At 64.8% G+C, this 23,819-nt stretch carries 24 protein-coding genes and 1 tRNA gene; 19 read left to right on the forward strand and 6 right to left on the reverse strand.

From position 1 onward, the window contains the following. The first annotated feature begins 42 nt into the window (after positions 1-42). Complete coding sequence (locus EJ078_RS16550) at positions 43-765, forward strand: sulfotransferase (RefSeq protein WP_164746618.1); 723 nt, start codon at positions 43-45, stop codon at positions 763-765. A gap of 101 nt (positions 766-866) precedes the next feature. On the opposite strand, the gene EJ078_RS16555 is transcribed toward EJ078_RS16550, so the two are convergent. Then, positions 867-956: transfer RNA gene (locus EJ078_RS16555), tRNA-Ser, on the reverse strand. Positions 957-1,272: 316 nt separating this feature from the next. On the opposite strand from EJ078_RS16555, the gene rplU reads away from it, so the two are divergent. The 3 genes from rplU to EJ078_RS16570 all read left to right on the forward strand — a co-directional run bounded on the left by rplU (position 1,273) and on the right by EJ078_RS16570 (position 3,072). After that, positions 1,273-1,989, forward strand: coding sequence for a 50S ribosomal protein L21 (rplU, locus tag EJ078_RS16560; protein ID WP_067001574.1), 717 nt, complete (start codon positions 1,273-1,275; stop codon positions 1,987-1,989). Between the two features lie 100 nt (positions 1,990-2,089). Beyond that, positions 2,090-2,359 carry a 50S ribosomal protein L27 gene (gene rpmA, locus EJ078_RS16565; protein WP_040991608.1) on the forward strand — a complete coding sequence of 90 codons (270 nt, stop codon included), beginning with the start codon at positions 2,090-2,092 and terminating at the stop codon, positions 2,357-2,359. A 125-nt stretch (positions 2,360-2,484) separates the two neighbouring features. After that, positions 2,485-3,072, forward strand: coding sequence for a GNAT family protein (locus EJ078_RS16570; RefSeq protein ID WP_067001577.1), 588 nt, complete (start codon positions 2,485-2,487; stop codon positions 3,070-3,072). 163 nt (positions 3,073-3,235) lie between these two features. On the opposite strand, the gene EJ078_RS16575 is transcribed toward EJ078_RS16570, so the two are convergent. Next, positions 3,236-4,099, reverse strand: coding sequence for an endonuclease/exonuclease/phosphatase family protein (locus EJ078_RS16575; RefSeq protein ID WP_095824117.1), 864 nt, complete (start codon positions 4,097-4,099; stop codon positions 3,236-3,238). A gap of 148 nt (positions 4,100-4,247) precedes the next feature. On the opposite strand from EJ078_RS16575, the gene obgE reads away from it, so the two are divergent. Next, complete coding sequence (gene obgE / locus EJ078_RS16580; RefSeq protein WP_208720742.1) at positions 4,248-5,285, forward strand: GTPase ObgE; 1,038 nt, start codon at positions 4,248-4,250, stop codon at positions 5,283-5,285. Next, positions 5,282-6,403 (forward strand): glutamate 5-kinase, encoded by a 1,122-nt coding sequence (proB, locus tag EJ078_RS16585; protein ID WP_208720743.1) that lies wholly within the window; start codon positions 5,282-5,284, stop codon positions 6,401-6,403. The genes obgE and proB overlap by 4 nt, the downstream gene beginning before the upstream one ends. 25 nt (positions 6,404-6,428) lie before the next feature. Here the strand turns inward: proB and EJ078_RS16590 are convergent, their stop codons facing one another. Beyond that, positions 6,429-6,938, reverse strand: coding sequence for a hypothetical protein (locus EJ078_RS16590; RefSeq protein ID WP_208720744.1), 510 nt, complete (start codon positions 6,936-6,938; stop codon positions 6,429-6,431). Between the two features lie 53 nt (positions 6,939-6,991). Between EJ078_RS16590 and EJ078_RS16595 the strand changes: the two genes are divergently transcribed. The 3 genes from EJ078_RS16595 to EJ078_RS16605 all read left to right on the forward strand — a co-directional run bounded on the left by EJ078_RS16595 (position 6,992) and on the right by EJ078_RS16605 (position 10,468). Further along, entirely contained in the window at positions 6,992-8,272 is a 1,281-nt protein-coding gene (locus EJ078_RS16595) for a glutamate-5-semialdehyde dehydrogenase (protein ID WP_208720745.1), read from the forward strand. A gap of 248 nt (positions 8,273-8,520) precedes the next feature. Beyond that, on the forward strand, positions 8,521-9,108 hold the full coding sequence (locus EJ078_RS16600) for a nicotinate-nucleotide adenylyltransferase (RefSeq protein WP_095799734.1): 588 nt from the start codon (positions 8,521-8,523) through the stop codon (positions 9,106-9,108). A gap of 82 nt (positions 9,109-9,190) precedes the next feature. Then, a complete protein-coding gene (locus EJ078_RS16605; protein ID WP_208720746.1) occupies positions 9,191-10,468 on the forward strand; it encodes an MFS transporter in 1,278 nt (425 codons plus the stop codon). A 5-nt stretch (positions 10,469-10,473) separates the two neighbouring features. On the opposite strand, the gene EJ078_RS16610 is transcribed toward EJ078_RS16605, so the two are convergent. Next, entirely contained in the window at positions 10,474-11,325 is an 852-nt protein-coding gene (locus EJ078_RS16610; RefSeq protein ID WP_095799736.1) for a mechanosensitive ion channel domain-containing protein, read from the reverse strand. A gap of 241 nt (positions 11,326-11,566) precedes the next feature. Between EJ078_RS16610 and rsfS the strand changes: the two genes are divergently transcribed. The 10 genes from rsfS to EJ078_RS16660 all read left to right on the forward strand — a co-directional run bounded on the left by rsfS (position 11,567) and on the right by EJ078_RS16660 (position 21,123). Beyond that, on the forward strand, positions 11,567-11,944 hold the full coding sequence (gene rsfS / locus EJ078_RS16615) for a ribosome silencing factor (protein ID WP_059189846.1): 378 nt from the start codon (positions 11,567-11,569) through the stop codon (positions 11,942-11,944). A 61-nt stretch (positions 11,945-12,005) separates the two neighbouring features. Continuing rightward, on the forward strand, positions 12,006-12,488 hold the full coding sequence (rlmH, locus tag EJ078_RS16620) for a 23S rRNA (pseudouridine(1915)-N(3))-methyltransferase RlmH (protein WP_095799737.1): 483 nt from the start codon (positions 12,006-12,008) through the stop codon (positions 12,486-12,488). Between the two features lie 147 nt (positions 12,489-12,635). Then, complete coding sequence (locus EJ078_RS16625; protein WP_127216286.1) at positions 12,636-13,970, forward strand: murein hydrolase activator EnvC; 1,335 nt, start codon at positions 12,636-12,638, stop codon at positions 13,968-13,970. Position 13,971: 1 nt separating this feature from the next. Further along, positions 13,972-15,303 (forward strand): S41 family peptidase, encoded by a 1,332-nt coding sequence (locus EJ078_RS16630; RefSeq protein WP_067001610.1) that lies wholly within the window; start codon positions 13,972-13,974, stop codon positions 15,301-15,303. A gap of 212 nt (positions 15,304-15,515) precedes the next feature. Further along, the gene (locus EJ078_RS16635; protein WP_095824110.1) at positions 15,516-16,715 is read left to right on the forward strand and encodes a divergent polysaccharide deacetylase family protein; all 1,200 of its coding nucleotides are present in this window, start codon (positions 15,516-15,518) and stop codon (positions 16,713-16,715) included. A gap of 51 nt (positions 16,716-16,766) precedes the next feature. After that, a complete protein-coding gene (locus EJ078_RS16640) occupies positions 16,767-17,282 on the forward strand; it encodes an RNA pyrophosphohydrolase (protein ID WP_067319545.1) in 516 nt (171 codons plus the stop codon). A 200-nt stretch (positions 17,283-17,482) separates the two neighbouring features. Next, entirely contained in the window at positions 17,483-18,625 is a 1,143-nt protein-coding gene (gene alr / locus EJ078_RS16645) for an alanine racemase (RefSeq protein WP_067319543.1), read from the forward strand. Between the two features lie 271 nt (positions 18,626-18,896). Continuing rightward, a complete protein-coding gene (gene rnk / locus EJ078_RS16650; RefSeq protein WP_127216285.1) occupies positions 18,897-19,316 on the forward strand; it encodes a nucleoside diphosphate kinase regulator in 420 nt (139 codons plus the stop codon). Then, positions 19,313-19,843 carry a nucleoside-diphosphate kinase gene (locus tag EJ078_RS16655; RefSeq protein ID WP_127216284.1) on the forward strand — a complete coding sequence of 177 codons (531 nt, stop codon included), beginning with the start codon at positions 19,313-19,315 and terminating at the stop codon, positions 19,841-19,843. The genes rnk and EJ078_RS16655 overlap by 4 nt, the downstream gene beginning before the upstream one ends. 20 nt (positions 19,844-19,863) lie before the next feature. After that, the gene (locus tag EJ078_RS16660) at positions 19,864-21,123 is read left to right on the forward strand and encodes a D-amino acid dehydrogenase (RefSeq protein ID WP_127216283.1); all 1,260 of its coding nucleotides are present in this window, start codon (positions 19,864-19,866) and stop codon (positions 21,121-21,123) included. Between the two features lies 1 nt (position 21,124). On the opposite strand, the gene EJ078_RS16665 is transcribed toward EJ078_RS16660, so the two are convergent. Both EJ078_RS16665 and EJ078_RS16670 read right to left on the reverse strand, forming a co-directional pair. Beyond that, on the reverse strand, positions 21,125-23,215 hold the full coding sequence (locus EJ078_RS16665) for a phosphatidylserine/phosphatidylglycerophosphate/cardiolipin synthase family protein (protein WP_208721650.1): 2,091 nt from the start codon (positions 23,213-23,215) through the stop codon (positions 21,125-21,127). A gap of 68 nt (positions 23,216-23,283) precedes the next feature. Continuing rightward, a complete protein-coding gene (locus EJ078_RS16670) occupies positions 23,284-23,724 on the reverse strand; it encodes a hypothetical protein (protein ID WP_127217467.1) in 441 nt (146 codons plus the stop codon). Positions 23,725-23,819: the final 95 nt, after the last annotated feature.

The raw sequence follows: 23,819 nt of genomic DNA on the forward strand, positions 1-23,819 counted from the left end.
GGCAAACAGCTCGAATAAAGTCTTTCCGGGGGAACAAGAATTGTGAACAAGGGTGTGGTACGGCTTATTCCAAAGCCGAGGGCCTCAATATTCATCTGTGGTTGCGGTCATACCGGGTCGACCTTGCTCGCCCGGATATTGGCAGCGCATCCGGATGTCTTCAGTGTTCCGCGGGAGACAAGCGCTTTCGTCTCGGACAAAGGCGCCAGATGGACTAAGCTAAGCTTGCTTTTGCTTGAGGCGGCGATTTCGCGCCGGAGCGTCTGGGTCGAGAAAACCCCCGGGCATATTCATTACACCCGTCAGATACGCGAGACGATCCCGGACGCCCGTTTCATTGTGGTGACGCGCGATGGCCGTGATGTCGTGGCATCGCTCGGGCAGCGCTACGAGGGCGATTTCGACAGAGCTTTCCAAAGGTGGGTCGCCGACAGCAGGGCCTCGATGCTCTGCATCGAGAGGGGCGGGGCCATGTTGTGGCGCTACGAGGACTTTATCGAGTCGCCTGCGCTCTCCATCGAACGGCTATGCCGCTTCATGGATGTGGCCTTCGATGCTGCCATCCTGGACTATCACCGGCATCCGGTCGTCTGGGGAAGGGCAAGAAGAGTTCGCACGGCGCATTCGGCTCGCCGTTCGACGCAGGTCAACCAACCGATCACCGACTACAGGGGCGGCTGGCGATCGAAGCTGCCTGCGGAATTCGCCTCGCGTTTCGAGGCAGGTGAGGCCCAGGAGCTGATGACCTATTTCGGATATCGCTGAGGGCGACTGTCGCGCTCCTTCGCCAAGGCTTCGGAGGCTATCTCGCTCGCTCTTAAGGGATTTGAGGCTTGTCCTGCGAAAGCGCGCAGCTCGAAGCAGGATGGCGGAGAGGGAGGGATTCGAACCCCCGATACCCTTGCGAGTATGCCGCATTTCGAGTGCGGTGCATTCGACCACTCTGCCACCTCTCCGCGAGGTCATGGTCGGCCGTTGCCGGCGCGGCGCACTAGATAACGGCTGACCGCCGCAGTTACAAGGCCCTAGTCGACCGATTTCCCGCTTCTTGAAAAAGCGTCGGCGAGGCGACGGACCGGCGCGCGGCCCGCGGCATGCTCAGGAGCAAGGGCCGCTCGCCTTGACTTCCTTGCGACCTTCGGTTAGGGACAGCCCGCATCCGGCGTGGGGCTTCTCCGCGCCGCTTGTTTTTTGAACCCGCAGACTGACAAAAAGACGGCCGAACCGCCTGAAGCGGTTCATCGAGGCCGACCGAACAGCGAAAGGCAAAAAATGTTCGCAGTCATCAAAACGGGCGGCAAGCAGTATCGCGTCGCCGCCAACGATCTGCTCAAGATCGAGAAAGTCGAAGCCAAGGTCGGCGAGATCGTCGAGATCGGCACTGTTCTCGCGCATGGCGAGGGTGAGAATGTCACCTTCGGCGCGCCGTTCGTCGATGGCGCTCTGGTCACGGCGGAAGTCGTCGAGCAGGGCAAGAACCGCACCGTCATCGCTTTCAAGAAGCGCCGCCGCCAGAATTCGCGCCGCAAGATCGGCCACCGCCAGCTTCTGACCACCGTCCGGATCTCCGAGATCCTGCTGGGCGGCGCCAAGCCGTCGAAGAAGGCCACCGCCAAGGCTGAGGCCAAGGCGCCCGAAGCCAAGGCAGACGTCGCCGCCGAGGCGAAGGCCGAAGCCGCTCCGAAGGAGGCCAAGGCCAAGAAGGAAGCCAAGGCAGAGGCCGCCCCCAAGGAAGCTCCCGCCAGCGAAGAGGCCAAGGCCGCGCCGCTGTTCAAGGCACCGAAGGGCGAGCCGGACGATTTGACCGTGATCAAGGGCATCGGTCCCGTCGCGGCGAAGGATCTCGCCGAGCAGGGCATCGTCACCTTTGCGCAGCTGGCCAAGCTGACCGAGAAGGATGTCGCCAAGATCGACGAGCACATGCCGTTCAGCGCCGACCAGATCAAGGATTGGCGCGAGCAGGCCAAGGAGCTGGCGAAAAAGAAGTAAGGACGGTCGGCGATAATCGTCGCCGGTACGCACTTGAAACGGAACGCGAACGCGTTCATAAGACCATTCAAGCGCCTCAGGGCGCATCGGAGTTAGTTAGATGGCACACAAGAAAGCTGGCGGTTCGTCGCGCAACGGTCGCGATTCGCACTCCAAGCGTCTCGGCGTGAAAAAGTTCGGTGGCGAAGCCGTCGTCGCCGGCAACATCATCATTCGTCAGCGCGGCACGCAATGGCATCCGGGCACCAACGTTGGCATGGGCACGGACCACACCCTTTTTGCGCTCGAAGCCGGCGCAGTCACCTTCAACAAAAAAGCCAACGGCCGAACCTACGTCTCGGTAAACCCGATCACCAAAGCAGCGGAGTAGCCGGTTCCGCACCATAACACCGGCGCCCATCTCGGGAACCGGTGTCTGGCCAGGCCAGGAAAAGGATCAGGAGAGATGGGCTTCCATCTCTCCTTTTTCATTTTTCTTTGCCCTGGAGGACTAAAATGGTTGCCGAAGCGGAAGACACCGAAGACGAAAGTTACGCGATCGATTGCCCGGTGCTCGCCACCGAGCGCCTGGTCATGCGCGCTCCGCGCGAGAGCGATCTCGCGCAACTCGTCGCTCTGGCCGACAACCGTCACGTCGCCGAAATGCTGGCCCGCATGCCGCATCCTTACGGCGAAGCCGAGGCCCGCGCCTTCCTCGCCATGGCCTCGTCGCGCCGCGCCGGCATCGCCTATGCGCTGACGCTCGCCGGCACCGGCACTTTCGTCGGCTGCGCGGGGTTGAATACCACCGATCGCGGGCTGGAGCTGGGCTACTGGATCGGCGAGCCTTACTGGAAGCGCGGCTATGCGACCGAGGCGGCGCACGCGCTGGTCGACCTTGCCTTCCAGAAGACCTCGATCCAGGTGCTGCATGCCTCGACCAGGGTCATCAATCCGGCATCGCGCCGCGTCATCCACAAGTGCGGCTTTCAGTATGCCGGCCAGGGCATGCTGAACTCGATCGTCGCCGGCCAGGTGCCGGTCGAGCGCTACCGGCTGGACCGCAAGACCTGGACGAGCCTGCGCAACTGGGTGCACTTCTAGGCATGTTGAAATTCAGGTGAAGCCGGCCTGCAAATGACGGTTTCCTGCGCTTCCGGTGCTCGCGTACTTTCAGTACGCTCCGCTCCGGTTCTCGGAAGCCGTCATTTTCGGCTCAGCCTGACCTGAATAGCAACACGCCTAGGCGTCGGCGCTCAAAGACGACTCAGCCCAGTTCGACCCAGACCGGCAGGTGGTCCGATCCGCGCGCCTGCCGGTCGGCCCACAGGCGCTTCAGCGAGCCGGCGAGCGAAGCGCTGGTGAAGACGTAGTCGATGCATTTGTGGCGGCCCGCATCGTTGGGACGATTGGGGTCGATCCAGGTGAAGAGGCCGGAAACCTCCAGGCGCTGGGCGACATCGACGGCGAGATCGGCGGTGAGAGGCATGCCGAATTCATGGTCCGGACGTCCGGCGAGTTCGACATATTCGGGCGATCCGGGCAGCATGTTGAAGTCGCCCATGACGATGAAGGCTTCCGGATAGGGCAGGTCCGGCAGGCCGATTTCGGGAATGCCGGAAAGGCCGCCGCCTTCCAGCGCGTAGTTGAGCAGGCGCTGGCGCAGGAAACGGATCTGGCTCTGACGCTCGACGGGGCTGCGGTGGTCGAGATGGGTGGAATAGAAGCGGATGAAGCCGAGCGGCGTCTCGATCAGCGCCTCCAGCGCGCCGCGCTGGAAGTTCATCCGCTCCAGGCTGCGGCTGCGCGGCAGAAGGAGATTACGCGACAGATGAATGGGCGTCTTCGACAGCACCATATTGCCGAGCTGGAAGGTGCGGGTGACGGCGCGGCCGGCATCCAGGCGCGAGCCGATATTGACCTCGAAATTGCTGGCATAGGCGACAAAATAGTCCGGTAGCGCTTCGCCGATCTCGGCCACCATGTCGCGGTCGCCGTTGCGCGGGTTGTTGCGGGTGACTTCCTGCAGGGCGATGACATCGGCGCCGCGCACCGCGTCGGCGATGCGGCCGACATCGTATTTGCCGTCGAGGCCGATGCCATACTGGATATTGTAAGTGACAAGCTTCATTCGCGCCTCCCGGTCTCGCCCGCGAACAGTGCTACCGCGCCCCTGGCTAAAGTGCATCCGGCGCTTTAGTTGCAAACGGGCCTCGCCCTTGGCTCCACCTTGGTTTAGAGCAATCCCGCAAGCGCAATAGCAGAAACCTGAAAATCCGATGAAATTCCTCGACCAAGCCCGAGTTTACATCCGGTCCGGCGACGGTGGTGCCGGATCGATGTCGTTCCGCCGCGAGAAATTCATCGAGTTCGGCGGTCCGGACGGCGGCGACGGTGGCCGCGGCGGCGATGTCTGGGTCGAAGCCGTCGATGGCTTGAACACACTGATCGACTACCGCTACCAGCAGCATTTCAAGGCCAAGACCGGCATGCACGGCATGGGCCGCAACATGACGGGCGCCAAGGGCGCCGACGCGACGCTGAAAGTGCCGGCCGGCACCCAGGTATTCGCCGAGGACAATGAGACGCTGATCTGCGATTTGACCGAGGTCGGCCAACGCTTTCTGCTCGCCAAGGGCGGCAATGGCGGCTTCGGCAACCAGCATTTCAAGACCTCGACCAACCAGGCGCCGCGCCGCGCCAATCCCGGCCAGCCGGGCGAGGAGTTGAGCATCTGGCTGCGGCTCAAGCTGATCGCCGATGCCGGCCTCGTCGGCCTGCCCAACGCCGGCAAGTCGACCTTCCTTGCGGCCGTCACCGCCGCCAAGCCGAAGATCGCCGACTATCCCTTCACCACGCTCTATCCGGGCCTCGGCGTCACCCGCATCGACGGCCGCGAGTTCGTGCTGGCCGACATCCCCGGCCTGATCGAGGGCGCGCATGAGGGCGTCGGCATCGGCGACCGCTTCCTCGGCCATGTCGAGCGCACGCGCGTCCTGCTCCATCTCGTCTCGGCGCAGGAGGAAAATCCCGGCAAGGCCTACAAGACCGTGCGCGCCGAGCTCGCGGCCTATGGCCATGGGCTGGCCGACAAACCTGAGATCGTCGCCCTCAGCCAGGTCGACATCCTCGACGCGGACGCCCGCAAGAAGAAGGCTGCCTCGCTGAAACGCGCCGCCGGCCGCGCGCCGATGCTGTTGTCAGCCGTCACCGGCGAAGGCGTCGAGGCTGTGCAGCGCGCGCTGATGGCGGTGGTCGCCGAGGCACGCGATGCCGTTCCCGCTCCAGTCGATACGCGCTGGCGGCAAAACCCATGAAATCGCTGAAATCATACCGGCGCATAACCGTGAAGATCGGCTCGGCGCTGCTCGTCGACCGCGCGACCGGCTTGAAGCGCGATTGGCTGACCTCTTTAGCCGAGGACATCGCGGTGCTCGCCAATGCCGGCGCGGAGGTGCTCGTCGTCTCCTCGGGCGCCATTGCGCTCGGCCGCACCATTCTCGGGCTCGGCAAACGCGCGCTGAAGCTCGAGGAAAGCCAGGCGGCGGCGGCCGTCGGCCAGATCGCGCTTGCGGGCGCCTGGTCGGATGCGCTGGGCAGGGACGGGCTCAAATCCGGGCAGATTCTGTTGACCCTCGGCGATACCGAGGAGCGCCGCCGCTACCTCAACGCCCGCGCAACGATCTCGACCTTGCTCAAGATGAAGGCGGTGCCGGTCATCAACGAGAACGACACGGTCGCGACCTCCGAAATCCGTTATGGCGACAACGACCGGCTGGCGGCGCGGGTGGCGACGATGATGGGCGCCGATCTTCTGGTGCTGCTTTCCGACATCGACGGACTCTATACGGCGCCGCCGGCCAAGGACCGGCAAGCCAAGTTCATTCCGGTGGTCGACCGCATCACGCCGGACATCGAGGCGATGGCGGGCGCCGCCGCTTCGGAACTCTCGCGCGGCGGCATGCGGACCAAGCTCGACGCGGGCAAGATCGCCAACGCCGCCGGCACCGCGATGATCATCACCGCCGGCACGCGCCTGTCGCCGCTGATGGCGATCGAGCGCGGCGAGCGCGCCACTTTCTTCAACCCCAGCGCCAACCCGGTGAAGGGCTACAAGACCTGGATCGCGGGACAGTTGGAGCCGGCCGGGCGGCTCACCGTCGATGCCGGCGCTGTCGGCGCGCTGAAATCGGGCAAGTCGCTGCTGCCGGCCGGCGTCAAGCTCGTCAGCGGCAATTTCTCGCGCGGCGACACGGTGGCGATCCTGTCGCCCGAGGGCCGCGAGATCGCGCGCGGGCTGGTTGCCTATGATGCCGCCGATGCCGTAAGGATCGCGGGTTTGAAGACGGCCGAGATCGAAAATGTGCTCGGCTACGAGGCTCGCTCGGCGATGATCCATCGCGACGACCTTGTGGTAAGCGGCGCCGCCAACTGAGACGCGGTCCATTGATTTATGGTCGCTACTTCTCGGGCTTCGGTGGCCATTGGGGTGGATTGCGGTATCTCTCCTGAAATTCTCGCTGCATTTTCACAAGCTCACTGCAACCGCCCATCTCGGTTTCAATGGCGGCCTTGGCTTGTCGATCTACTTCGGCCTGAGGGAGATCGCTCCCGCCTTCTGATAGCATCTCGCGGACGAGTTCGGCGGTTGTCGTTATCTTCGACCCGCCTTCGTCCAGCGTTTTCTTGAATTTCGCCTCGAGTCGTGCGCGCGGACCGCACCCGTGGGCCTCCTCAACAACGACAAAGATTTGGGAAAGCGGCATCGGTGGTGCGCCGCAATAGCGCTCGGCGAGTCCGATGGAGAACATGGAACTCATCATGGTAATAGCCTTGCCATCGGGGCTTTCGCCGGGTTCGATCTTGTCGTCGCAGTAATCGGCCGCGCGCAGCCCGGTCGGCACGAACATCGCGCCCAGAACAACGAGGATTATGGCGCCCTTGATGCTGCCCCCCAACTTTGCAGCCATTGCCGCGAGGCCCAGCCGCGTGTAAATCCACCAGCTTCACCGGAGCGGTCAAAATGTTGGACAAACACCAAGGCCAAGATGTAGCCAGTTTGATGGCACAGATAGGCGGCAAGGCGCGCGCTGCTGCCCGACCGTTGGCCGTCGCATCGACCAAGGCCAAGAACGACGCCTTGGCCGCCATGGCCGACGCCATCCTGCGCAACGAGCAGGCGATCCTAGAGGCTAACGCCATCGATATGTCGAACGGGGAGGAAGCCGGGCTGTCCGGTTCCTTCATGGACCGGCTGAAACTCAACCCCTCACGTATCAAGGCGATGGCCGACGGCATTCGCGAGATCGCGGCGCTCAAGGATCCGGTCGGCGAGGTGATTGCCGAATGGGACCGACCGAACGGCCTCCATATCGAGCGCGTGCGCACGCCGCTCGGCGTCATCGGCGTCATCTATGAAAGCCGCCCGAACGTGACGGCCGATGCCGGTGCGCTCTGCCTGAAAGCCGGCAATCCCGTGATCCTGCGCGGCGGCACGGATTCGATCAATTCGTCGTCGGCTATCCATGCCTGCATGGTCGAAGGGCTGAAGGCAGCCGGCCTGCCGCAAGACGCCATCCAATTGGTGCCGACCACCGACCGCGCCGCGGTCGGCGAGATGCTCAAGGGCCTAGCCGGCAATCTCGACGTCATCATCCCCCGCGGCGGCAAGAGCCTAGTCGGGCGCGTGCAGACCGAGGCGCGCGTGCCGGTCTTTGCCCATCTCGAAGGCATCTGCCATCTCTATGTCGATCGTTCGGCGAAGCTCGACATGGCGGTCCAGATCGCCGTCAACGCCAAGATGCGGCGCACCGGCGTGTGCGGCGCCGCCGAGACGCTGCTCGTCGACCGCGCGGTGGCGTCCACCCATCTGGTGCCGATCCTGAAGGCCCTGCGCGTGGTCGGCTGTGAGGTCCATGCCGACGCCGAGGTGATGAAAGCCTTTGCCGACGCCAGCCCGGCGACCGACGCCGACTGGGTGACGGAGTATCTCGACGCGATCATCGCGGTGAAGCTGGTCGACGGCGTGGCGGGCGCGATCGAGCATATCGAGACCTTCTCCTCGCATCACACCGAGGCGATCGTCGCCGAGGATGCGCAAGCGGTCGAAACATTCTTCAGCGAGATCGACTCGGCGATTTTGTTGCACAATGCCTCGACACAGTTCGCCGACGGCGGCGAGTTCGGCATGGGCGCCGAGATCGGCATCGCCACCGGCAAGATGCATGCGCGCGGACCGGTCGGCGTCGAGCAGCTGACCTCGTTCAAGTACTGCGTGCGCGGGTCGGGGCAAGTGAGGCCTTGATGTCGCTTGCTCTAAGAGGCTGAAGCTTGCGCCTAGGCACCCCCCTCTGGCCTGCCGGGCATCTCCCCCGCAAGAGGGAGATCAGCTGATTTTCCCGGTTTCGCCAGTCGCCAACACTGCAAGATTTGCGGCTGCGAAGGAGCTGCCAATATCCGCCCTTGCGGGGGAGATGGCCGGCAGGGCAGAGGGGGGTGCCTAGCGTCATGCTTTCCCAGCCCGAGCAGCCCGTCCCCGCGCCCTATCTCCACATGCCGCATGCCGGCAAAGGGCTGGCCGTCGGCCTGTTCGGCGGCTCGTTCAACCCGCCGCATGCGGGCCACGCGCTGGTCGCCGAGGTTGCGCTGAGAAGGCTGGCCCTCGACCAGCTCTGGTGGATCGTGACGCCCGGCAATCCGCTGAAAAGCGCGCGCGAGCTGGCGCCTCTCGCCGAGCGCGTCGCGCTGTCCGAAAGGATCGCCAGGAATCCGAAGATCAAGGTCACTGCCTTCGAGGCGGCGCAGCATGTCCGTTACACCGCCGACACGCTGGCGCTGGTCAAGGCGCGCAATCCAGGCGTCGACTTCGTCTGGATCATGGGCGCGGATTCCTTACGCGACTTCCATCGCTGGCAGCGCTGGCGCGAGATCGTGCTGACCTTCCCGATCGCGGTCATCGACCGACCGGGCGCCACGCTCTCCTTCCTGTCCTCGGTCGTCGCCAAGACCTTCGACTATGCCCGCGTCGACGAAGGCGACGCGCCGCTGCTTGCCCGCATGCGGGCGCCGGCCTGGACCTTCATCCACGGCCCGCGCTCGTCGCTTTCCTCCACCGCGATCCGCAAGGCGGCGAAGGGCTGAGGCCACCCTTCTTCCACAAGGGGCCGAGCGATGTCGCTTTTACGGCGGCCTTTCGCGTTCCGATCAGCCAAGCTGCGAGGGCATGCTGACGCAGACCCAAACCGATCCCGGACAATCGGCGCCGCTGATTGCCATTGCCAGCGTCATCGTGTCGATGGCGCTGATCGCGATCGGCAACGGGCTGATGTTCGCCTTCATTCCGGTGCGGCTCGGCGCCGATGGTTTCGATCCGACCTGGGCCGGACTGATCGTCACCGGCCTTTCGGCCGGCGGGCTCGCCGGCTGCATCCTGACCGGACCCATGGTGCGCCGGGTCGGTCATGCCCGCGCGTTCATGGTGCTTTCGGCGCTGATCGCGCTCTCCAACGTGGCGATCGGCGCCGGACCGATGCCGCTGCTGTGGATCGCGGCACGGGCGCTTTACGGCTTCGCCATATGCGGCCTCTTCATCGTCGCGCAGAGCTGGCTCAACGACGCCCTGCCGAACGCCATACGTGGCCGGGTGATGGCGGTGTTCTACGTCGCCTATATCGCCGGATTGGGGGTCGGTTATGCGACGCTCGCCGCGATCGACATCCAGACGGCGGCGGCGCCGCTGATCGGCATCGCGTTCACCGCGCTGTCCATCCTGCCGGTGGGCATGACGCGGCTTGCCCAGCCGCCCGCGCCGCAGGCCGCTTCGGTGGCGCTCGGCCAAGCGTGGAGGATCTCGCCAGTCGGCGTCGTCGGCATGCTGGCGGTGGGCGGCCTGTCGATGATCATTTCCGGTTTTGCGCCGATCCACGCCACCGCCAAGGGGTACAGCCAGGCAGAGGTGGCGCTGCTCTTGTCGGCGATGCCGGTCGGCACGCTGATCCTGCAGATACCGCTCGGCTGGCTCTCGGACCGTACCGACCGCCGCTATGTGCTGGCGGGCACGGCGGCGCTGGCGGTGGCGGCGAGCCTGCTCGCCATCGCCTTCGATGGCGGCGCGCTGATGGCCCTGGTGGCGATCTACCTGATCTGGGACGGTGCATCGGAATCGATCTATTCGCTGTCCAGCGCCCACGCCGCCGACCGCGCCAGGAAGGAAGAGCTGCTGGCGCTGTCGAGTTCGCTGCTCTTTGCCTGGTCGCTGTCCGGCTTCATCGTACCCGGCATCGTGACGGCGCTTTCCGCCGTCTTCGGCACCGGGACCTTCATCTATGTCGGCATCGCCATCGCTTCCGCGTTTTGCCTGTTCGTGCTGTGGCGGGTGTTTGCGGCGCGACCGATGCCCGCTGCCGCAACCGGCAGCTTCGCGCCGATGTCGGCGCAGACGCCCCTGCCGGTGGAGCTCGCCTTCGCGTCGGAGGAGCCGACAAAGCCGGCCAAGGCCTGACGAGATTATTGCTTGCGGACTTCCGGGGACGGTATCTCGGGCGGCGGCAGGGGGATCGAAATGCCCTCGTTGTCGAAGGCCAGCTTGGCGCGTTTGGTCAAGTCGATCTGGGTGGCGAAATAGTCGGCCGCGGAAGTCCAGTAGCGCAGGGTCAGTGAAACCGTGCTCTCGCCAAGCCCTGCGATGAAGGCGATCGGCGCCGGCTCGCGCCGGATGCGCTTCTCGGCATTGGCGATGGCAAGCAGCGTCTTCTGCCCGCGGTCGATGTCGTTCCATGAACCGATGCTCAAGCTGATATCGGTGCGCCTGACGCCGTTGCGGGTGAAATTCCGTACCGGCTGGTTCCACAGCGTCTGGTTGGGCGCCAGAATGTAGATGCCTTCGACAGTGCGCAGCTTGGTCGCGAACAGGCCGATCTCCTCGATCGAGCCGGCGATCGCACCGACCTCCACATATTCGCCGATGCGGAAGGGCCTCAGCGCAAGCAGCATGATGCCGGCGGCGATGTTCTGCAGCGTACCTTGCAGTGCAAGGCCGATCGCCAGACCGGCAGCGCCGATCGCGGCGATGATCGAAGCCGTCTGCACGCCAAACTGGCCGAGCACCATGATAACGACAAGGATCAGGATGCCGTAGCGGACGACCTGGGAGAAGAAGTGGCGCAGCGTCTCGTCAAAGCCGTGAATATGACCGAGCCCGGCATAGATCGATCGCTCGGCAAGGCCGGCAACGAGGTAGCCGACAACCAGAAGGATCACAGCACCGATTGCCGAGAAGGAATAGGAGACTATCAGCGAGCTGAGCTGCGCAAGCCCGGCCTGAATCGTGATGAGGGCGCTCTGCGGGTCGATTGGCATGGTTGGGAATCCCCTTTGTCCGGTGTGCCGATAACCCATGCGGCGCGCAGGGGTTCCGCTCTTTTCAGCCTTCCGAGGGCCTGTCCGGCCTGCCGAGGCCGCCCTGAGAGCGCGCCCGTCTTGAAACTGCAATGGAACTCTGCCTATCTAAGCAGGGTCACCTGATTTGCCGGGTGATTTGGTTGTTCTTATTGGGAAAGGAAACACACTGAGAACAGCACTGCGGAAGAAGGCCGATATCGTGCCTTCGCCGGCCGGGATCAGCGGAAGCGATGCTGCCTCCCTCGCCATCAAGACAGTCCTTGCCAGTCTGGAAGACTCCAAGGCCGAAAACATCGTCTCAATCGACATCCAGGGTAAATCGAGCCTCGGCGACTATATGGTCGTCGCATCGGGCCGATCGCACCGCCATGTCTCGGCGGTCGCCGACCATCTCCTCAAGGCGCTCAAGGATGCCGGTCTCGGCATGGCGCGCGTCGAAGGGCTGGCCAGCGCCGACTGGGTCCTGATCGATTCCGGCGACATCATCGTCCATGTCTTCCGTCCCGAAGTCCGCGAATTCTACAATCTCGAAAAGATGTGGCAGGCGCCGGATCTCGAGGAAGAGACCTTGCACTGAGCCGTATCGCGGGCCGTGACCGTTCCGGTCCGGCGCCGATCGAGAGCTCGCCGAGGCGAGGATGAAGATCACCGTTCATGCCGTGGGCCGGATGAAGACCGGCCCCGAGAGAGAGCTCGCCGACCGCTATTTCGAGCGCTTCGCCAAGAGTGGGCCCGCGGTCGGGCTGGAATTTGCCGGCGTTGTCGAGACATCCGAGAGCCGCGGCCAGAGCGCCGACGAACGTCGCCGCGAGGAGGGCCAGAAGCTGCAGGGTCAGCTGCAGCAAGGCAACGTGCTGTTCCTGCTCGACGAACGCGGCAAGGCGCTGTCCTCGGAGGACCTGGCGGCCCGCATCGGCCAGTTGCGCGACAGCGGCCGCAAGGCGCTGGTCATCGCGATCGGCGGCGCGGACGGCCATCACAAATCCTTGCGCGAAGAGGCCGATCTGGTGTTGTCGTTCGGAGCGCTGACCTGGCCGCATCAGCTGGTGCGCGTCATGCTCGGCGAACAGCTCTATCGCATCGCCACCATCCTTGCCGGGCATCCCTATCACCGCTCGTGAGTCATCGTTCGCGCTGTGACCCCGAAAGCTGGGGATCACGTCCGCTTGCACCGATTTCCGCCTCAATGAACCGACATCACGGTTGTTGCGGGTGCTCCAACATGGTTGATGGTTCGTTAACGAAGCGGCGGATAGAGTCGAGGCCTGATGTCTGAAGGCTGGAATTCGAGAACGCGCGCCTGGCGCAGCCGCTGCGGTTTGACACTTGTCGCCGCGCTGATCGCGCTCGGGCCGGCTATGGCCGCGGAAAATTCGCTCGATGTCGCGCCGGACCCTGACAAGAGCCGGGTCGAATACGAGCAGGTCTCCAAGGAAATCTCCTTGTCCTCCGAGCGGCTGGCCAAGCTTGCCGCCGACGTCGCGACGGTGAAGAAGGACCATGCCTCGATCAGTGCGGCGCTGATCCAGTCGGCGATGACCGAGCAGAAGCTCGGCCAGGACATCGAGGACATCGGCGCCAAATTGGAAGGACTGAAGGCCGAGCAAGAGAAGCTGCACGCTTCGCTGGTGGCGCGGCGCGACGTACTTGCCGAGGTGCTCGGCGCGCTGCAACGCATGGGGCTCAATCCGCCACCGGCGATCCTGGTCAAGCCGGAGGACGCGTTGTCGTCGGTGCGCAGTGCCATCCTGCTCGGCGCCGTGGTGCCGGAATTGCGCCAGCAGACCGACAGGCTGCTCGCCGATCTCAAGGAACAGACCCGGGTGACGGCCTCGATCGAGGCCGAACGCGCGCGGCTTACCGCTGCAGTCACCGAGCAGACGGCGGAAAAGAAACGACTGACCATGCTGCTCGAGGCCAAGCAGAAGCTGCAGGCCGATACCGAAGCGGCCCTGGCAGCAGAGCGGCAGCGCTCGCAGCAGCTGGCGGACAAGGCCAGCAGCCTCAAGGACCTCATCGCCTCGCTCGAGGCCGACAAGGCGCGCAAGGCGGCCGACCAGGCCAAGGCGGCCGATCGGAAATCGGCGGACGCCGACACGACCGCATCGACGGCGGAACCCGCCGCGCCGCCGGTGCCGGAGGGCAATCGTTTAACCGCTTCCGCCCCGTTCGCGGCGCTCCAGGGCCAGATCGCGCTGCCGGTCATCGGCAAGATCAAACGGCGCTTCGGCACCGACGACGGCAATGGCGCAATGATGCAGGGAGACATGGTTGCGACACAATCGGGGGCCATCGTCACCGCGCCGGCGGATGGAAACGTTCTTTATGCGGGGCCGTTTCGCTCCTATGGTCAACTCTTGATCCTCAATGCGGGCGATGGGTATCATGTCGTCCTGGCGGGGATGAGCAGAATCAGCGTCGCGACCGGACAGTCGGTGCTCGCAGGAGAGCCGATCGGCGCGATGGGAGAGGCCCGGGTGGCTAGCACCTCGGCCTCGCAGAATGGAAATGCGACGCCGGAGCTCTATGTTGAGTTCCGCAAGGATGGAAAACCCGTCGATCCGAACCCCTGGTGGGCGGACCGATTTTCTGGAAGGACGTGAAATGATGCGGAAATTGTCGCTTCTGTTTGCCGGCGCGCTGATGGGCGCATCGGCAATGAGCCTGGTCTACGGCGCACCCGGCTCGGCGGCGAATGCTGCGGGTTCCGAGACCTACAAGCAGCTGGCGATCTTCGGCGACATATTCGAGCGCGTGCGCGCGCAATATGTGACGCCCCCGGACGACAAGTCGCTGGTCGAGAACGCCATCAACGGCATGCTCGCTTCGCTCGACCCGCATTCCTCCTACATGAACGCCGAGCAGGCGCAGGATATGCGCGTGCAGACCAAAGGCGAGTTCGGCGGCCTCGGCATCGAGGTCACGATGGAGAACGACCTGGTCAAGGTGATCACGCCGATCGATGACACGCCGGCCGCAAAGGCGGGCGTGCTTGCCGGCGACTATATCGCCAAGATCGACGGTGAGGAGGTGCGCGGCCTCACCCTCAACGATGCGGTCGAGAAGATGCGCGGACCGGTCAATACGCCGATCAAGCTCACCATCCTGCGCCAGGGCGCCGACAAGCCGATCGAGCTCACGGTCGTGCGCGACATCATCAAGGTCAAGGCGGTGAAGTACCGGGTCGAGAATGACATCGGCTACATGAAGATCACCTCCTTCACCGAGAAGACCTATGACGATCTCGAGAACGCCATCGAGAACATCAAGAAGCAGGTGCCCAACGACAAGCTGAAGGGCTATGTACTCGACCTGCGCCTCAATCCGGGCGGCCTGCTCGACCAGGCGGTGAGCGTGTCGGACGCCTTCCTGAAGCGCGGCGAGATCGTCTCGACCCGCGGCCGCGATCCGAAGGACGTTACCCGCTTCGACGCCAAGCCGAAGCAGAACGACGACATCGGCGGCAAGCCGCTGATCGTGCTGGTCAATGGCGGCTCGGCAAGCGCGTCCGAGATCGTCGCCGGCGCGCTGCAGGATCTGCGCCGCGCCACCGTCGTCGGCACGCAGTCGTTCGGCAAGGGTTCGGTGCAGACCATCATCCCGCTCGGCGAGAACGGCGCGCTCAGGCTCACCACCGCGCTCTATTACACGCCGTCGGGCAAGTCGATCCAGGGCAAGGGCATCACGCCCGACATCAAGGTCGAGCAGCCGCTGCCGCCGGACCTGCAGGGCAGGGACCTGACCCGCGGCGAATCGGACCTCAAGGGCCACATCAAGGGGGCCGACGAGAGCTCGACCGGCTCGGGCTCGGCCGCCTATGTGCCGCCGGAGCCGAAGGACGACCTGCAGCTGATCTATGCCGAACAGCTGCTGCGCGGCCAAAAGACCGATCCGGCCTTCCCGCCGAACCCGGACAAGGCTGTGCTGAACCAGTAAAGACGGGGAGGGCCGGGGCAGATCACTCTGGCCGGCCGACCGAAGCGATGCAATGCTGCCGGGACCGCGAGGTTCCGGCAGTTTGATTCGGGGACAGGGTGGTTCGGCAACGGGCGCTGCGTCGCCTAAGGTTTTGAATTTGCGCGTGAGCGCTGACGATTCGATCAGCTGCGCTGATCCGATCAGCCGCGTCACGGGCCTGGGGATGCGGCTTGGCTGACATCGGCAAGGACATCGAACGCCCGCTCGGACAGACGCTCCGGCCAGAGCGCCCTGCCTCGCGCACCTTCGGCGCCGGCACGCTTGGCGCGGCGGTCGCCGTCCTCACTGTAGTGGGTATTTCCGGTGCGATCGCGTTGCGTGAAAAACCTTTCCGCAAACCGCAAGAGACGGCCGTTTCGACGCCGAAGGTAATCGTGGCGCCGGCTCCCGCGCCGGCACCGGCGCCGACGCCGGCACCGGCCGAGGTGGCGGCGGCGAAGCCCAATGCGAGCACGCCGATGAAGAGCGATGGCCCGCAAATCATCCATCTCCAGTCTGAAGAGGGCGATGGTCCGCCGAAGGCCGGTATCGTCATCCGCGATCCTTCCACACTCAGCCAGAATCTCAAGGTCGCGCATATTCCCGACAGGGCGCTGATCGAGGCGAGCGACAGCGGCCCGCTGCCGGTGCGCTCCGCCGATGGCCGGCGACCGTTCGACGTCTATGCGCGGCCCTGGTCCGGCGCGCGCGGCGCGCGCGTGGCGATCGTCATCGGCGGGCTCGCCGTCTCCCAGACCGGCACGCAGGCGGCGATCGCCAAATTGCCGGCCGAGGTGACGCTGGCTTTCGCGCCGCAGGGCAACAGCATCGACCGCTGGATGAAGGCGGCGCGCCAGAGCGGACATGAGATCGTCATGCAGATACCGCTCGAGCCGTTCGATTATCCCAGCGTCAATCCGGGACGCAACACGCTGACGGTCGCTGCGAGTCCGGACGAGAACCTGAAGAGCCTGCGCTGGGCGCTGTCGAGGACGACCAACTATACCGGCGTCATGAACTATATGGGCGCGCGTTTCTCGGCTGATGCAAACGCGATGGGACCGTTCATGGCCGAGCTCGGCAAGCGCGGCCTTGCCTATGTCGACGACGGCTCCTCCGCGCGAAGCCTGGCGCCCAACCTCGCGCTGAAGGATGGCGTTCCTTTCGTCGCCGGCGACATGGCGATCGATGCTGTGCAGGACCGCGGCGAAATCCTCAAGAAGCTGGACAGCCTCGAGGCGACGGCACGCGCCAAGGGCAGCGCCGTCGGCATCGGCTCGGCCTTCGATATCACCGTCGACACGGTTGCGTCCTGGGTGGCAGAAGCGAAGAAGCGCGGCATCGAGATCGTGCCGATTTCGGCGGTGGCGATCGATCCGCAAAAAGGCTGACGCCGACCCTTTCGCCTGAATGCATCTCCAAAACGGCTGGAAATCTCAACGATGGCCAAAAAGATCGATCCTGAAACGCTGCCCTATCGCCCCTGCGTCGGGCTGATGATCCTCAACCCGGCCGGGCTGGTCTGGGTCGGTCATCGCATCGCCGAGCCGGACAGCGAATTCTCCGGCACCACGAAACTCTGGCAGATGCCGCAGGGCGGCATCGACGAGGGCGAGGAGCCGCTCCCGGCGGCGGAGCGGGAGCTTTACGAGGAGACCGGTATGCGCAGCGTGTCGCTGCTTGCCGAAGCGCCGCACTGGATCAATTACGACCTGCCGCCGCATCTGGTCGGCGTCGCCTTCAAGGGCCGCTATCGCGGCCAAACGCAGAAATGGTTCGCCTACCGCTTCGAGGGCGACGAGAGCGAGATTGAGATCAATCCGCCGCCGGGCGGCCACAAGGCCGAATTCGACCAATGGGCATGGCGGCCGATGCGGGAGCTGCCCGACCTGATCGTGCCGTTCAAGCGCAAGGTCTACGAGCAGGTGGTGGCCGCGTTCCAGCATCTTGCTCGCTAGGCGATGGCAGGCGCGCTTCCAACTAAGTTCGGTTAGCGAAGAGGTTGGCACCGTAGTCGAGATCATGCTTTGTTGATGCAGATGCGCCGCAGGCAAAGAGGCAAACATGAACGACGCGCGACAAGCGCACTTCGCCGGCGTCGAGAAGCAAGCAGCTCCGCAACAAGTGTGACCCGTCTTTGTCTGACGCAATTGCCCCGATGACCGGCACCAAAACGTCTTTGCCGCAAACGACCGCCACCAGCGGCTTTATGCCCAGCGAAACCGCAGCCGGCGCGATCCTGACCATCGATCTTGGCGCCATCCGCGAGAACTACCGGCGGCTGAAGGCGCGGCTGGCGGGCGTGCGCTGCGCCGGCGTGCTCAAGGCCGACGGCTATGGCCTCGGCGCAGCGCGCGTGGCATCGGCGCTGATGAAGGAAGGCTGCGAGATCTTCTTCGTCGCGCTGCTCGGCGAGGGCATCGCGCTGCGCAAGGCGCTTGGACCCGGACATGAGATCTTTGTGCTCAACGGCCTGCCGCCGGGCTCCGAGCCGGAAGCGATCGCGACTGGGCTTCATCCTGTCATCAACAGCACCGCTCAGTTGAGGGCGTGGCGTGAAGCGGCGCTTGCCGCCGGCCGAAAGCTGCCGGCCGCTGTTCAGGTCGACAGCGGCATGTCACGGCTCGGTATGCCGACGGCTGACGTCGAGGCGCTCGCGGCGGATGCTTTCGGCGGCATCGACATCCGCCTGGTGATGAGCCATCTCGCCTGCGCCGACGAGCCGCGCAATCCTGCCAACGAAGCGCAGCGGCTCGCGTTTGAGCGGCTGCGCGGGATGCTGCCCAAGGCGCCGGCCTCGCTTGCCAATTCGTCCGGCATCTTTCTCGGATCGGCCTACCACCACGACCTCGCGCGGCCGGGCGCGGCGCTCTACGGCATCAACCCAACGCCGGGCGAGGCGAACCCGATGATGCCGGTGGTCCGGCTGCAGGCGAAGGTGGCTCAGACGCGCAACGTCGAAGACGGCGCCGGCGTCGGCTACGGCCACACCCATCATGCGCGCGGACCGCTCAGGCTGGCGACAATCTCGCTCGGCTATGCCGATGGCTGGCACCGGCGCGCGGCGTCGGCCGCTTGGTTTGAGGGCGTGCGGCTGCCTTTCGTCGGGCGGGTATCGATGGATTCCATTGTCCTCGACATTTCAGCGCTTCCGGTCGATCAACTGGGCGAGGGCGACCTCGTCGAGCTCATCGGGCCGTCGCAAAGCCTCGACGACGCGGCCGCACATGCCGGAACCATCGGCTACGAGGTGCTGGCCAGCTTGGGTGCGCGCTTTCACCGCCGCTACATCGGCGGGTGAAAGGGGCGGCTTGCTTGACAAGCCGATGCATCTCGGCAAGGGTCGAGGCATGAGCAACCTCGCCCATAGCAGAACCTTTTTCAGGGTTTGCCCCATCGCGGGAGCGTAGCCCCGGCGCGGTCGTGTTGGCGACCGCCGAGCCGGGGCATTTGAATTCCTGACATCGTCATCGAGCCAGCCAGCCTTTCGCGGCTGTCGGCTCTTCGTCGCCGCCTTTGAGCGGGCTGCAGCGCGCGTCGGTTCGTCGACGTGCAAATCCAGGAGGTTTGCCATGAATGCCACAACCCAATCGCGTTCCCGAAACACGATCGTCGTCAGCGACGCGGACCACGACCGGCTCAGCGGCCTTGCCAGAGCCTTTCTCGAGCGGACGCCCGAGATGGCCGAGGACCTGCTCGCCGAGATGGACCGCGCGCGGATCGCCGCCGAAGCGGCGATGCCAGCCGACGTCGTGCGGATGGGCACGACGGTGACGCTTCACGACGGGGAAGGAAGCGTTCAGCGCGTCACGCTAGTCTATCCCGCCGAGGCCGACATCGCCGAAAAACGCATCTCGGTGCTGACGCCGCTCGGAACCGCGCTGATCGGCGCGCGTGCCGGCCGGGCAGTCTCCTGGCGAAGCCGCGACGGCCGGGTGCTTTCGGCGACCATCCACGCGGTCGAGCAATCCGCGTCGCGGAGAGTGCCATGACCAGGACCATCTATCGCCTCACGCCGAAGGATCTCGCGGTTCTCGAAGCGATGCTGATGCGCCGGCGCGCCTTTGCCGACGCGATCGTGCCGATGCTCGAACGCAAGCTCGCCGAGAGCAACATCATCCCGGCCGGCATGGTCGAGCCCGACATCGCCACGCTGAACAGCCGGGTAGTCTTCCGGATCAACGACGGAGCCCCGGAGACGAGGACGTTGATGCTGGGCGACGCCTCCGCTCCTGTCGGATTCGGCCTGCCGCTCGGCACCTGGCGCGGCCTCTGCCTGCTCGGCATGAGGGCGGGCCAGTCGGTAGTGGCCGAGCGCCCCGACGGCAGCCGCGAGCGCATCCTCCTCGAGGATGTGGCCTACCAGCCGGAGGCCAAGCATCAGGCGGCTCGGACTGCCGGACGGCGACCCCGTAGCCCGAGGCTGGTGTACAGCGCCGCAGGCGATCGTTGGCCCCTTGGCGGGGGCGGCAAAATCCGGCAGACAGAAGGCGACGATCCCGGCCCTTCGGAGGCATGATCGGTTTGAGGGAGCATAGAATGAAAGTCCTAGTGCTGGGCGGCGGTGTGATCGGGATCACCACCGCCTACTTCCTTGCCGAGGCCGGCCACGAAGTCACGGTGATCGACCGGCAGCAGGGCCCGGCGCTGGAGACCAGCTTCGCCAATGCCGGCGAAGTGTCGCCGGGCTATGCCTCGCCATGGGCCGGGCCCGGCATTCCCGTGAAAGCCGTCAAATGGCTGTTGATGAAATACGGACCGCTGGTGGTGCGGCCGGCCTTCGATCCGCATATGTGGACATGGCTCTTGAAGATGCTGCGCAACTGCACGGCCGAGCGCTATGCGCTGAACAAGTCGCGCATGGTGCCCTTGGCCGAGTACAGCCGCGACACGCTGAAGGCGCTACGCGCTACGATCGGCATCAGCTATGACGAGCGAGCCAAGGGCACGCTGCAGCTCTTCCGCAAGCAGAAGCAACTCGACGGCACCGGCGGCGATGTCGAGGTGCTGAAAAAATATGGCGTTCCCTACGAGCTCCTCGACCGGGACGGCTGCATCGCGGCCGAGCCGGCGCTGGCCGGTGTGCGGGAAAAATTCGTCGGTGGGCTGAGGCTGCCCGGCGACGAGACCGGCGACTGCAAGATGTTCACCGACAAGCTGGCCGAGCTTTGCGTGGCGCGCGGCGTCGCCTTCGAATACGGCACGAGCATCCGGCGCGTCGTCAGGAACCGAAACCGCGTCGTCCAGGTCGGCACCGACAAGGGCTGGCGAACGGCGGAGGCTTATGTGATGGCGCTTGGCAGCTATTCGGCTCCCTTCATGCGCAAGATGAAACGGCCGATCCCCGTCTATCCGGTCAAAGGCTATTCCATCACGGTGCCGATAACGGACGCGGCGGCGGCGCCGGTGTCGACCATCATGGACGAGACTTACAAGGTGGCGATCACCAGGCTCGGCGACCGCATCCGCGTCGGCGGCACCGCGGAGATTTCGGGCTTCGACCTTCGTCTGCATGAATCGCGCCGCCGCACGCTCGAGCACTCCGTCGGCGACCTGTTTCCGGGCGGCGGCGATCTCAAGGCGGCGAGTTTCTGGTGTGGCTTGCGGCCGATGACGCCCGACGGGCCGCCGCTGGTCGGGCGCAGCGAATTGTCCAACCTCTATCTCAACACCGGCCACGGCACACTGGGCTGGACCATGGCCTGCGGCTCGGCGAAAGTGCTTGCCGATATCATTTCCAACCGGGTGCCGGAGATCAACGCGCTCGACCTCAGCCCGGACCGCTACATCAAGGCTTGATTTAAAAGGCCTGTTTCACCCACCCATTGCTGAACAGCAGCCGGTAAGCCCAGCCGATCGTGACATTGGTGGCGACCGGCTGCGAATGGGCGAGATAGTCGTCGTAGACCGACTTCATGCGGCGGTAGAAGGCAGGATCGAGCACCATCATGCCGTTTTCCGAGTCGTGGACGAAGCTGCGATTGTTGAGGTTGACCGAGGAGATCGTCACCAGGCGCTGATCGATCATCATGATCTTGGAATGCAGCACCACGTCGGGCGCCTTGAATTCGCGGATGTTGATGCGGTCGCCATATTTCTCCACGAATAGCTTGTTGAGCGCGGTGAGGAAGCGGCCGCCTATGTCGCCCTTGAGATCGATGCGCCCGACGACGTCGATCTTGACGCCGCGGGCCAGCGCCCGATCGAACGCTCTCGCGATACTGGGCGTGAGGTTGAGATAGGGATTGACGATCTCGATGCGATGCTCGGCGGTGTCGATCAGTCCGACGAAGTAGTTTTCCAGTGCATGCCCGTCCGCGTAAGGCACGGAAATGAAGTGCCGCACCACGCCTTGCGGATGGCCACCGGAACGAACCGGAATGGAAAACGGCCGTGACAGATTGGTGTCGGCATCGCGCAGCCAGACGGTCGAGAAATGCGCGGCCAGCGTTTCGACCGTCGCCCGGTCGGCGATCTCGATGTCGAAGTCGCTCCAGTTGGAATAGTAGTTGAGCGAGAAGCCGTCGGTCTTGCCGTATTGCTGCAGCTGAGGGTAGCGCGACAGGTCGATCGGCTTATGAAACAGGAACCCGTCATGGATGTTGCGGCCGCCGATGATGACGCGCGAGCGGCCGGGTTCCTCGGCCAGGGTCGCCAGCATCTTGATGTGATGGGTCTTGTGCAGCTGTGAGAGCTGCTCGTCGATCGGCGCGCCGTGATCGGCCTGCCAGCGATATTCCTGCAATTGGACATTGGGAAACTCCGCCGCCAGCCGATGCAGCAGGGCGTCGTCCTTGTCGCGCTCCAGCACGTCGGTGACCAGGATGCGTACCTTGGTGCCGAGCGCCGCGTGGTGGCGGATCAGCCGCTCCATGATGCGGCCGGAAAAGTCCGCCTTGAACTCCAGCGACGACAGATAGATCAGCTTGAGTCTCGGCGCGTTGGAGAAATCGAGCGGCAGTTCGGGATCGGCCTTGTCGAAGGCGCTGTCGGGCAGCGTCTTGCCGAGCAGCGCCTCGACCTTGGAATTGAAGCCGTCGCGCGATTTGCGCAGCAAGGTCGGCGACCTGAGCGGCAGCGCGCAGGTCTGCGACAGCCAGCGACCGGCATAAAAGGCGCGGTCGAGCGCTTCGAGCCCGGCCGGATCTGGCACCGGACAACGATCATAGCGGCTGTCGAGTGCCGTGATCCATGGGTCGGCGGCCTCCTCGCGCAGGATGGTCAGCTTCGCGCCGGACGGCGCGAGGCTGGAGCTGACGGTGAGATCGCAACGGGTGAGCGCTTCGCTTGGAAACAGGCTGGCAGATGTCTCGGTCGCCGGCAGGCTGAGATGGAACGCGGCACCTTTGGCAATTGTCCGCGACCGGCCCGAGATGCGCATCGCCAGCGATCCGTCGCAGCTGCCGCCGATCACGACCGTTTGCCGGCCGACCTGGCGGAGCACGATCTCGACCGAGCGCGCCTGCAGGCCGGAGAAGCTGAAGCTCTTGGGTGCGGACGGCCTGGCGGCAGCGTCGAGATAGAGCGTCTGGCGCGACATGCGCCAGCGACCGGTGAAATGGCCTTCGCCCGGTTTGCCTGGTGCCAGCGGCTGCTCCGTGCTGTCGAGCGGCTTCGCCAGCCGTTGCAGCGCCGGATAAGTTGCCTGGAAACGATCATTGTGGACGTCGCGCCAGTCACGGCCGAAGCGGCCGGTACCATTGGTGCGGTCGAGCGCATCGATTCGGCTTTGGGCCAGCAACGCCTCGAATCGCTTTTCATAGGCGGCACTGCCATTGTCCGCGAAGTAACCGGCGCTGGCGATCTCGGCGCCGCTTCGATCCGCCGAGATGGGCGGACGCGCGCAGGCTTCGTCTCCCGGAAAGAAGGCGCAGGCGGAACGGCCCGGCATGCCGGCGCATCCGGCGAGCGCGGTCAGCGCCAGGCCAAGCAGCAGCCTTGTCACGACGGCTCCCGGTCTCACCCGGTCGCCCCGTTCATGACCTTGAGCTGGGCGGGGTCGCGCGGCGGCATGAAGCCCTGCGGAAAGACCTTGCAGACCGGAAGCGCGAAGGTGGCTATCAAGAGCTCGGCCTCGCCGCGCATCTTCCTTGGCGCCGTCTTGTCGCCGCGGATCGTCCTTGCCGAAGCGATCAGCGCGCCGTCGCAATCGCAATGATTGTGGCGGGCGATATAGCAGGCATCGTGGATCCGGCAGGCGGCATCGAGCCGGTCGACCGGGGTGGCCGAGAGATCGCCGGTACGGGTTCCGGGACCGCAATAATTGCCGAAGACGAAAGGCGAGGGGCGGGCCATCGCATTGCGGATCGACTTCGGCAGTTCCGCTTCGGGAACCCTGGCCCACGGATTGGCGCAGCCGGAGAGGCAAAGCAGCGGCAGGATGGCAAGAATGGCTCGCATGTCTGCGCCGGCTTTCCCAGATTCCCCCTCGCCTGCCATGGCATGGCGAAGTACTGGTGCCACACTGGCCGATTTTGTGGCAAGCGCAAGGCAGG

It is taken from the genome of Mesorhizobium sp. M1A.F.Ca.IN.022.06.1.1 (genome assembly GCF_003952605.1).
Taxonomy (GTDB): Bacteria; Pseudomonadota; Alphaproteobacteria; order Rhizobiales; family Rhizobiaceae; genus Mesorhizobium.

Coding starts and splice junctions, on each gene's coding strand:
- rplU (WP_067001574.1), top strand. CDS start 1,273: ATGTTCGCAGTCATCAAAACGGGCGGCAAGCAGTATCGCGTCGCCGCC.
- rpmA (WP_040991608.1), top strand. CDS start 2,090: ATGGCACACAAGAAAGCTGGCGGTTCGTCGCGCAACGGTCGCGATTCG.
- EJ078_RS16570 (WP_067001577.1), top strand. CDS start 2,485: ATGGTTGCCGAAGCGGAAGACACCGAAGACGAAAGTTACGCGATCGAT.
- EJ078_RS16575 (WP_095824117.1), bottom strand. CDS start 4,099: ATGAAGCTTGTCACTTACAATATCCAGTATGGCATCGGCCTCGACGGC.
- obgE (WP_208720742.1), top strand. CDS start 4,248: ATGAAATTCCTCGACCAAGCCCGAGTTTACATCCGGTCCGGCGACGGT.
- proB (WP_208720743.1), top strand. CDS start 5,282: ATGAAATCGCTGAAATCATACCGGCGCATAACCGTGAAGATCGGCTCG.
- EJ078_RS16590 (WP_208720744.1), bottom strand. CDS start 6,938: ATGGCTGCAAAGTTGGGGGGCAGCATCAAGGGCGCCATAATCCTCGTT.
- EJ078_RS16595 (WP_208720745.1), top strand. CDS start 6,992: ATGTTGGACAAACACCAAGGCCAAGATGTAGCCAGTTTGATGGCACAG.
- EJ078_RS16600 (WP_095799734.1), top strand. CDS start 8,521: ATGCCGCATGCCGGCAAAGGGCTGGCCGTCGGCCTGTTCGGCGGCTCG.
- EJ078_RS16605 (WP_208720746.1), top strand. CDS start 9,191: ATGCTGACGCAGACCCAAACCGATCCCGGACAATCGGCGCCGCTGATT.
- EJ078_RS16610 (WP_095799736.1), bottom strand. CDS start 11,325: ATGCCAATCGACCCGCAGAGCGCCCTCATCACGATTCAGGCCGGGCTT.
- rlmH (WP_095799737.1), top strand. CDS start 12,006: ATGAAGATCACCGTTCATGCCGTGGGCCGGATGAAGACCGGCCCCGAG.
- EJ078_RS16625 (WP_127216286.1), top strand. CDS start 12,636: ATGTCTGAAGGCTGGAATTCGAGAACGCGCGCCTGGCGCAGCCGCTGC.
- EJ078_RS16630 (WP_067001610.1), top strand. CDS start 13,972: ATGATGCGGAAATTGTCGCTTCTGTTTGCCGGCGCGCTGATGGGCGCA.
- EJ078_RS16640 (WP_067319545.1), top strand. CDS start 16,767: ATGGCCAAAAAGATCGATCCTGAAACGCTGCCCTATCGCCCCTGCGTC.
- alr (WP_067319543.1), top strand. CDS start 17,483: ATGACCGGCACCAAAACGTCTTTGCCGCAAACGACCGCCACCAGCGGC.
- rnk (WP_127216285.1), top strand. CDS start 18,897: ATGAATGCCACAACCCAATCGCGTTCCCGAAACACGATCGTCGTCAGC.
- EJ078_RS16655 (WP_127216284.1), top strand. CDS start 19,313: ATGACCAGGACCATCTATCGCCTCACGCCGAAGGATCTCGCGGTTCTC.
- EJ078_RS16660 (WP_127216283.1), top strand. CDS start 19,864: ATGAAAGTCCTAGTGCTGGGCGGCGGTGTGATCGGGATCACCACCGCC.
- EJ078_RS16665 (WP_208721650.1), bottom strand. CDS start 23,215: ATGCCGGGCCGTTCCGCCTGCGCCTTCTTTCCGGGAGACGAAGCCTGC.
- EJ078_RS16670 (WP_127217467.1), bottom strand. CDS start 23,724: ATGCGAGCCATTCTTGCCATCCTGCCGCTGCTTTGCCTCTCCGGCTGC.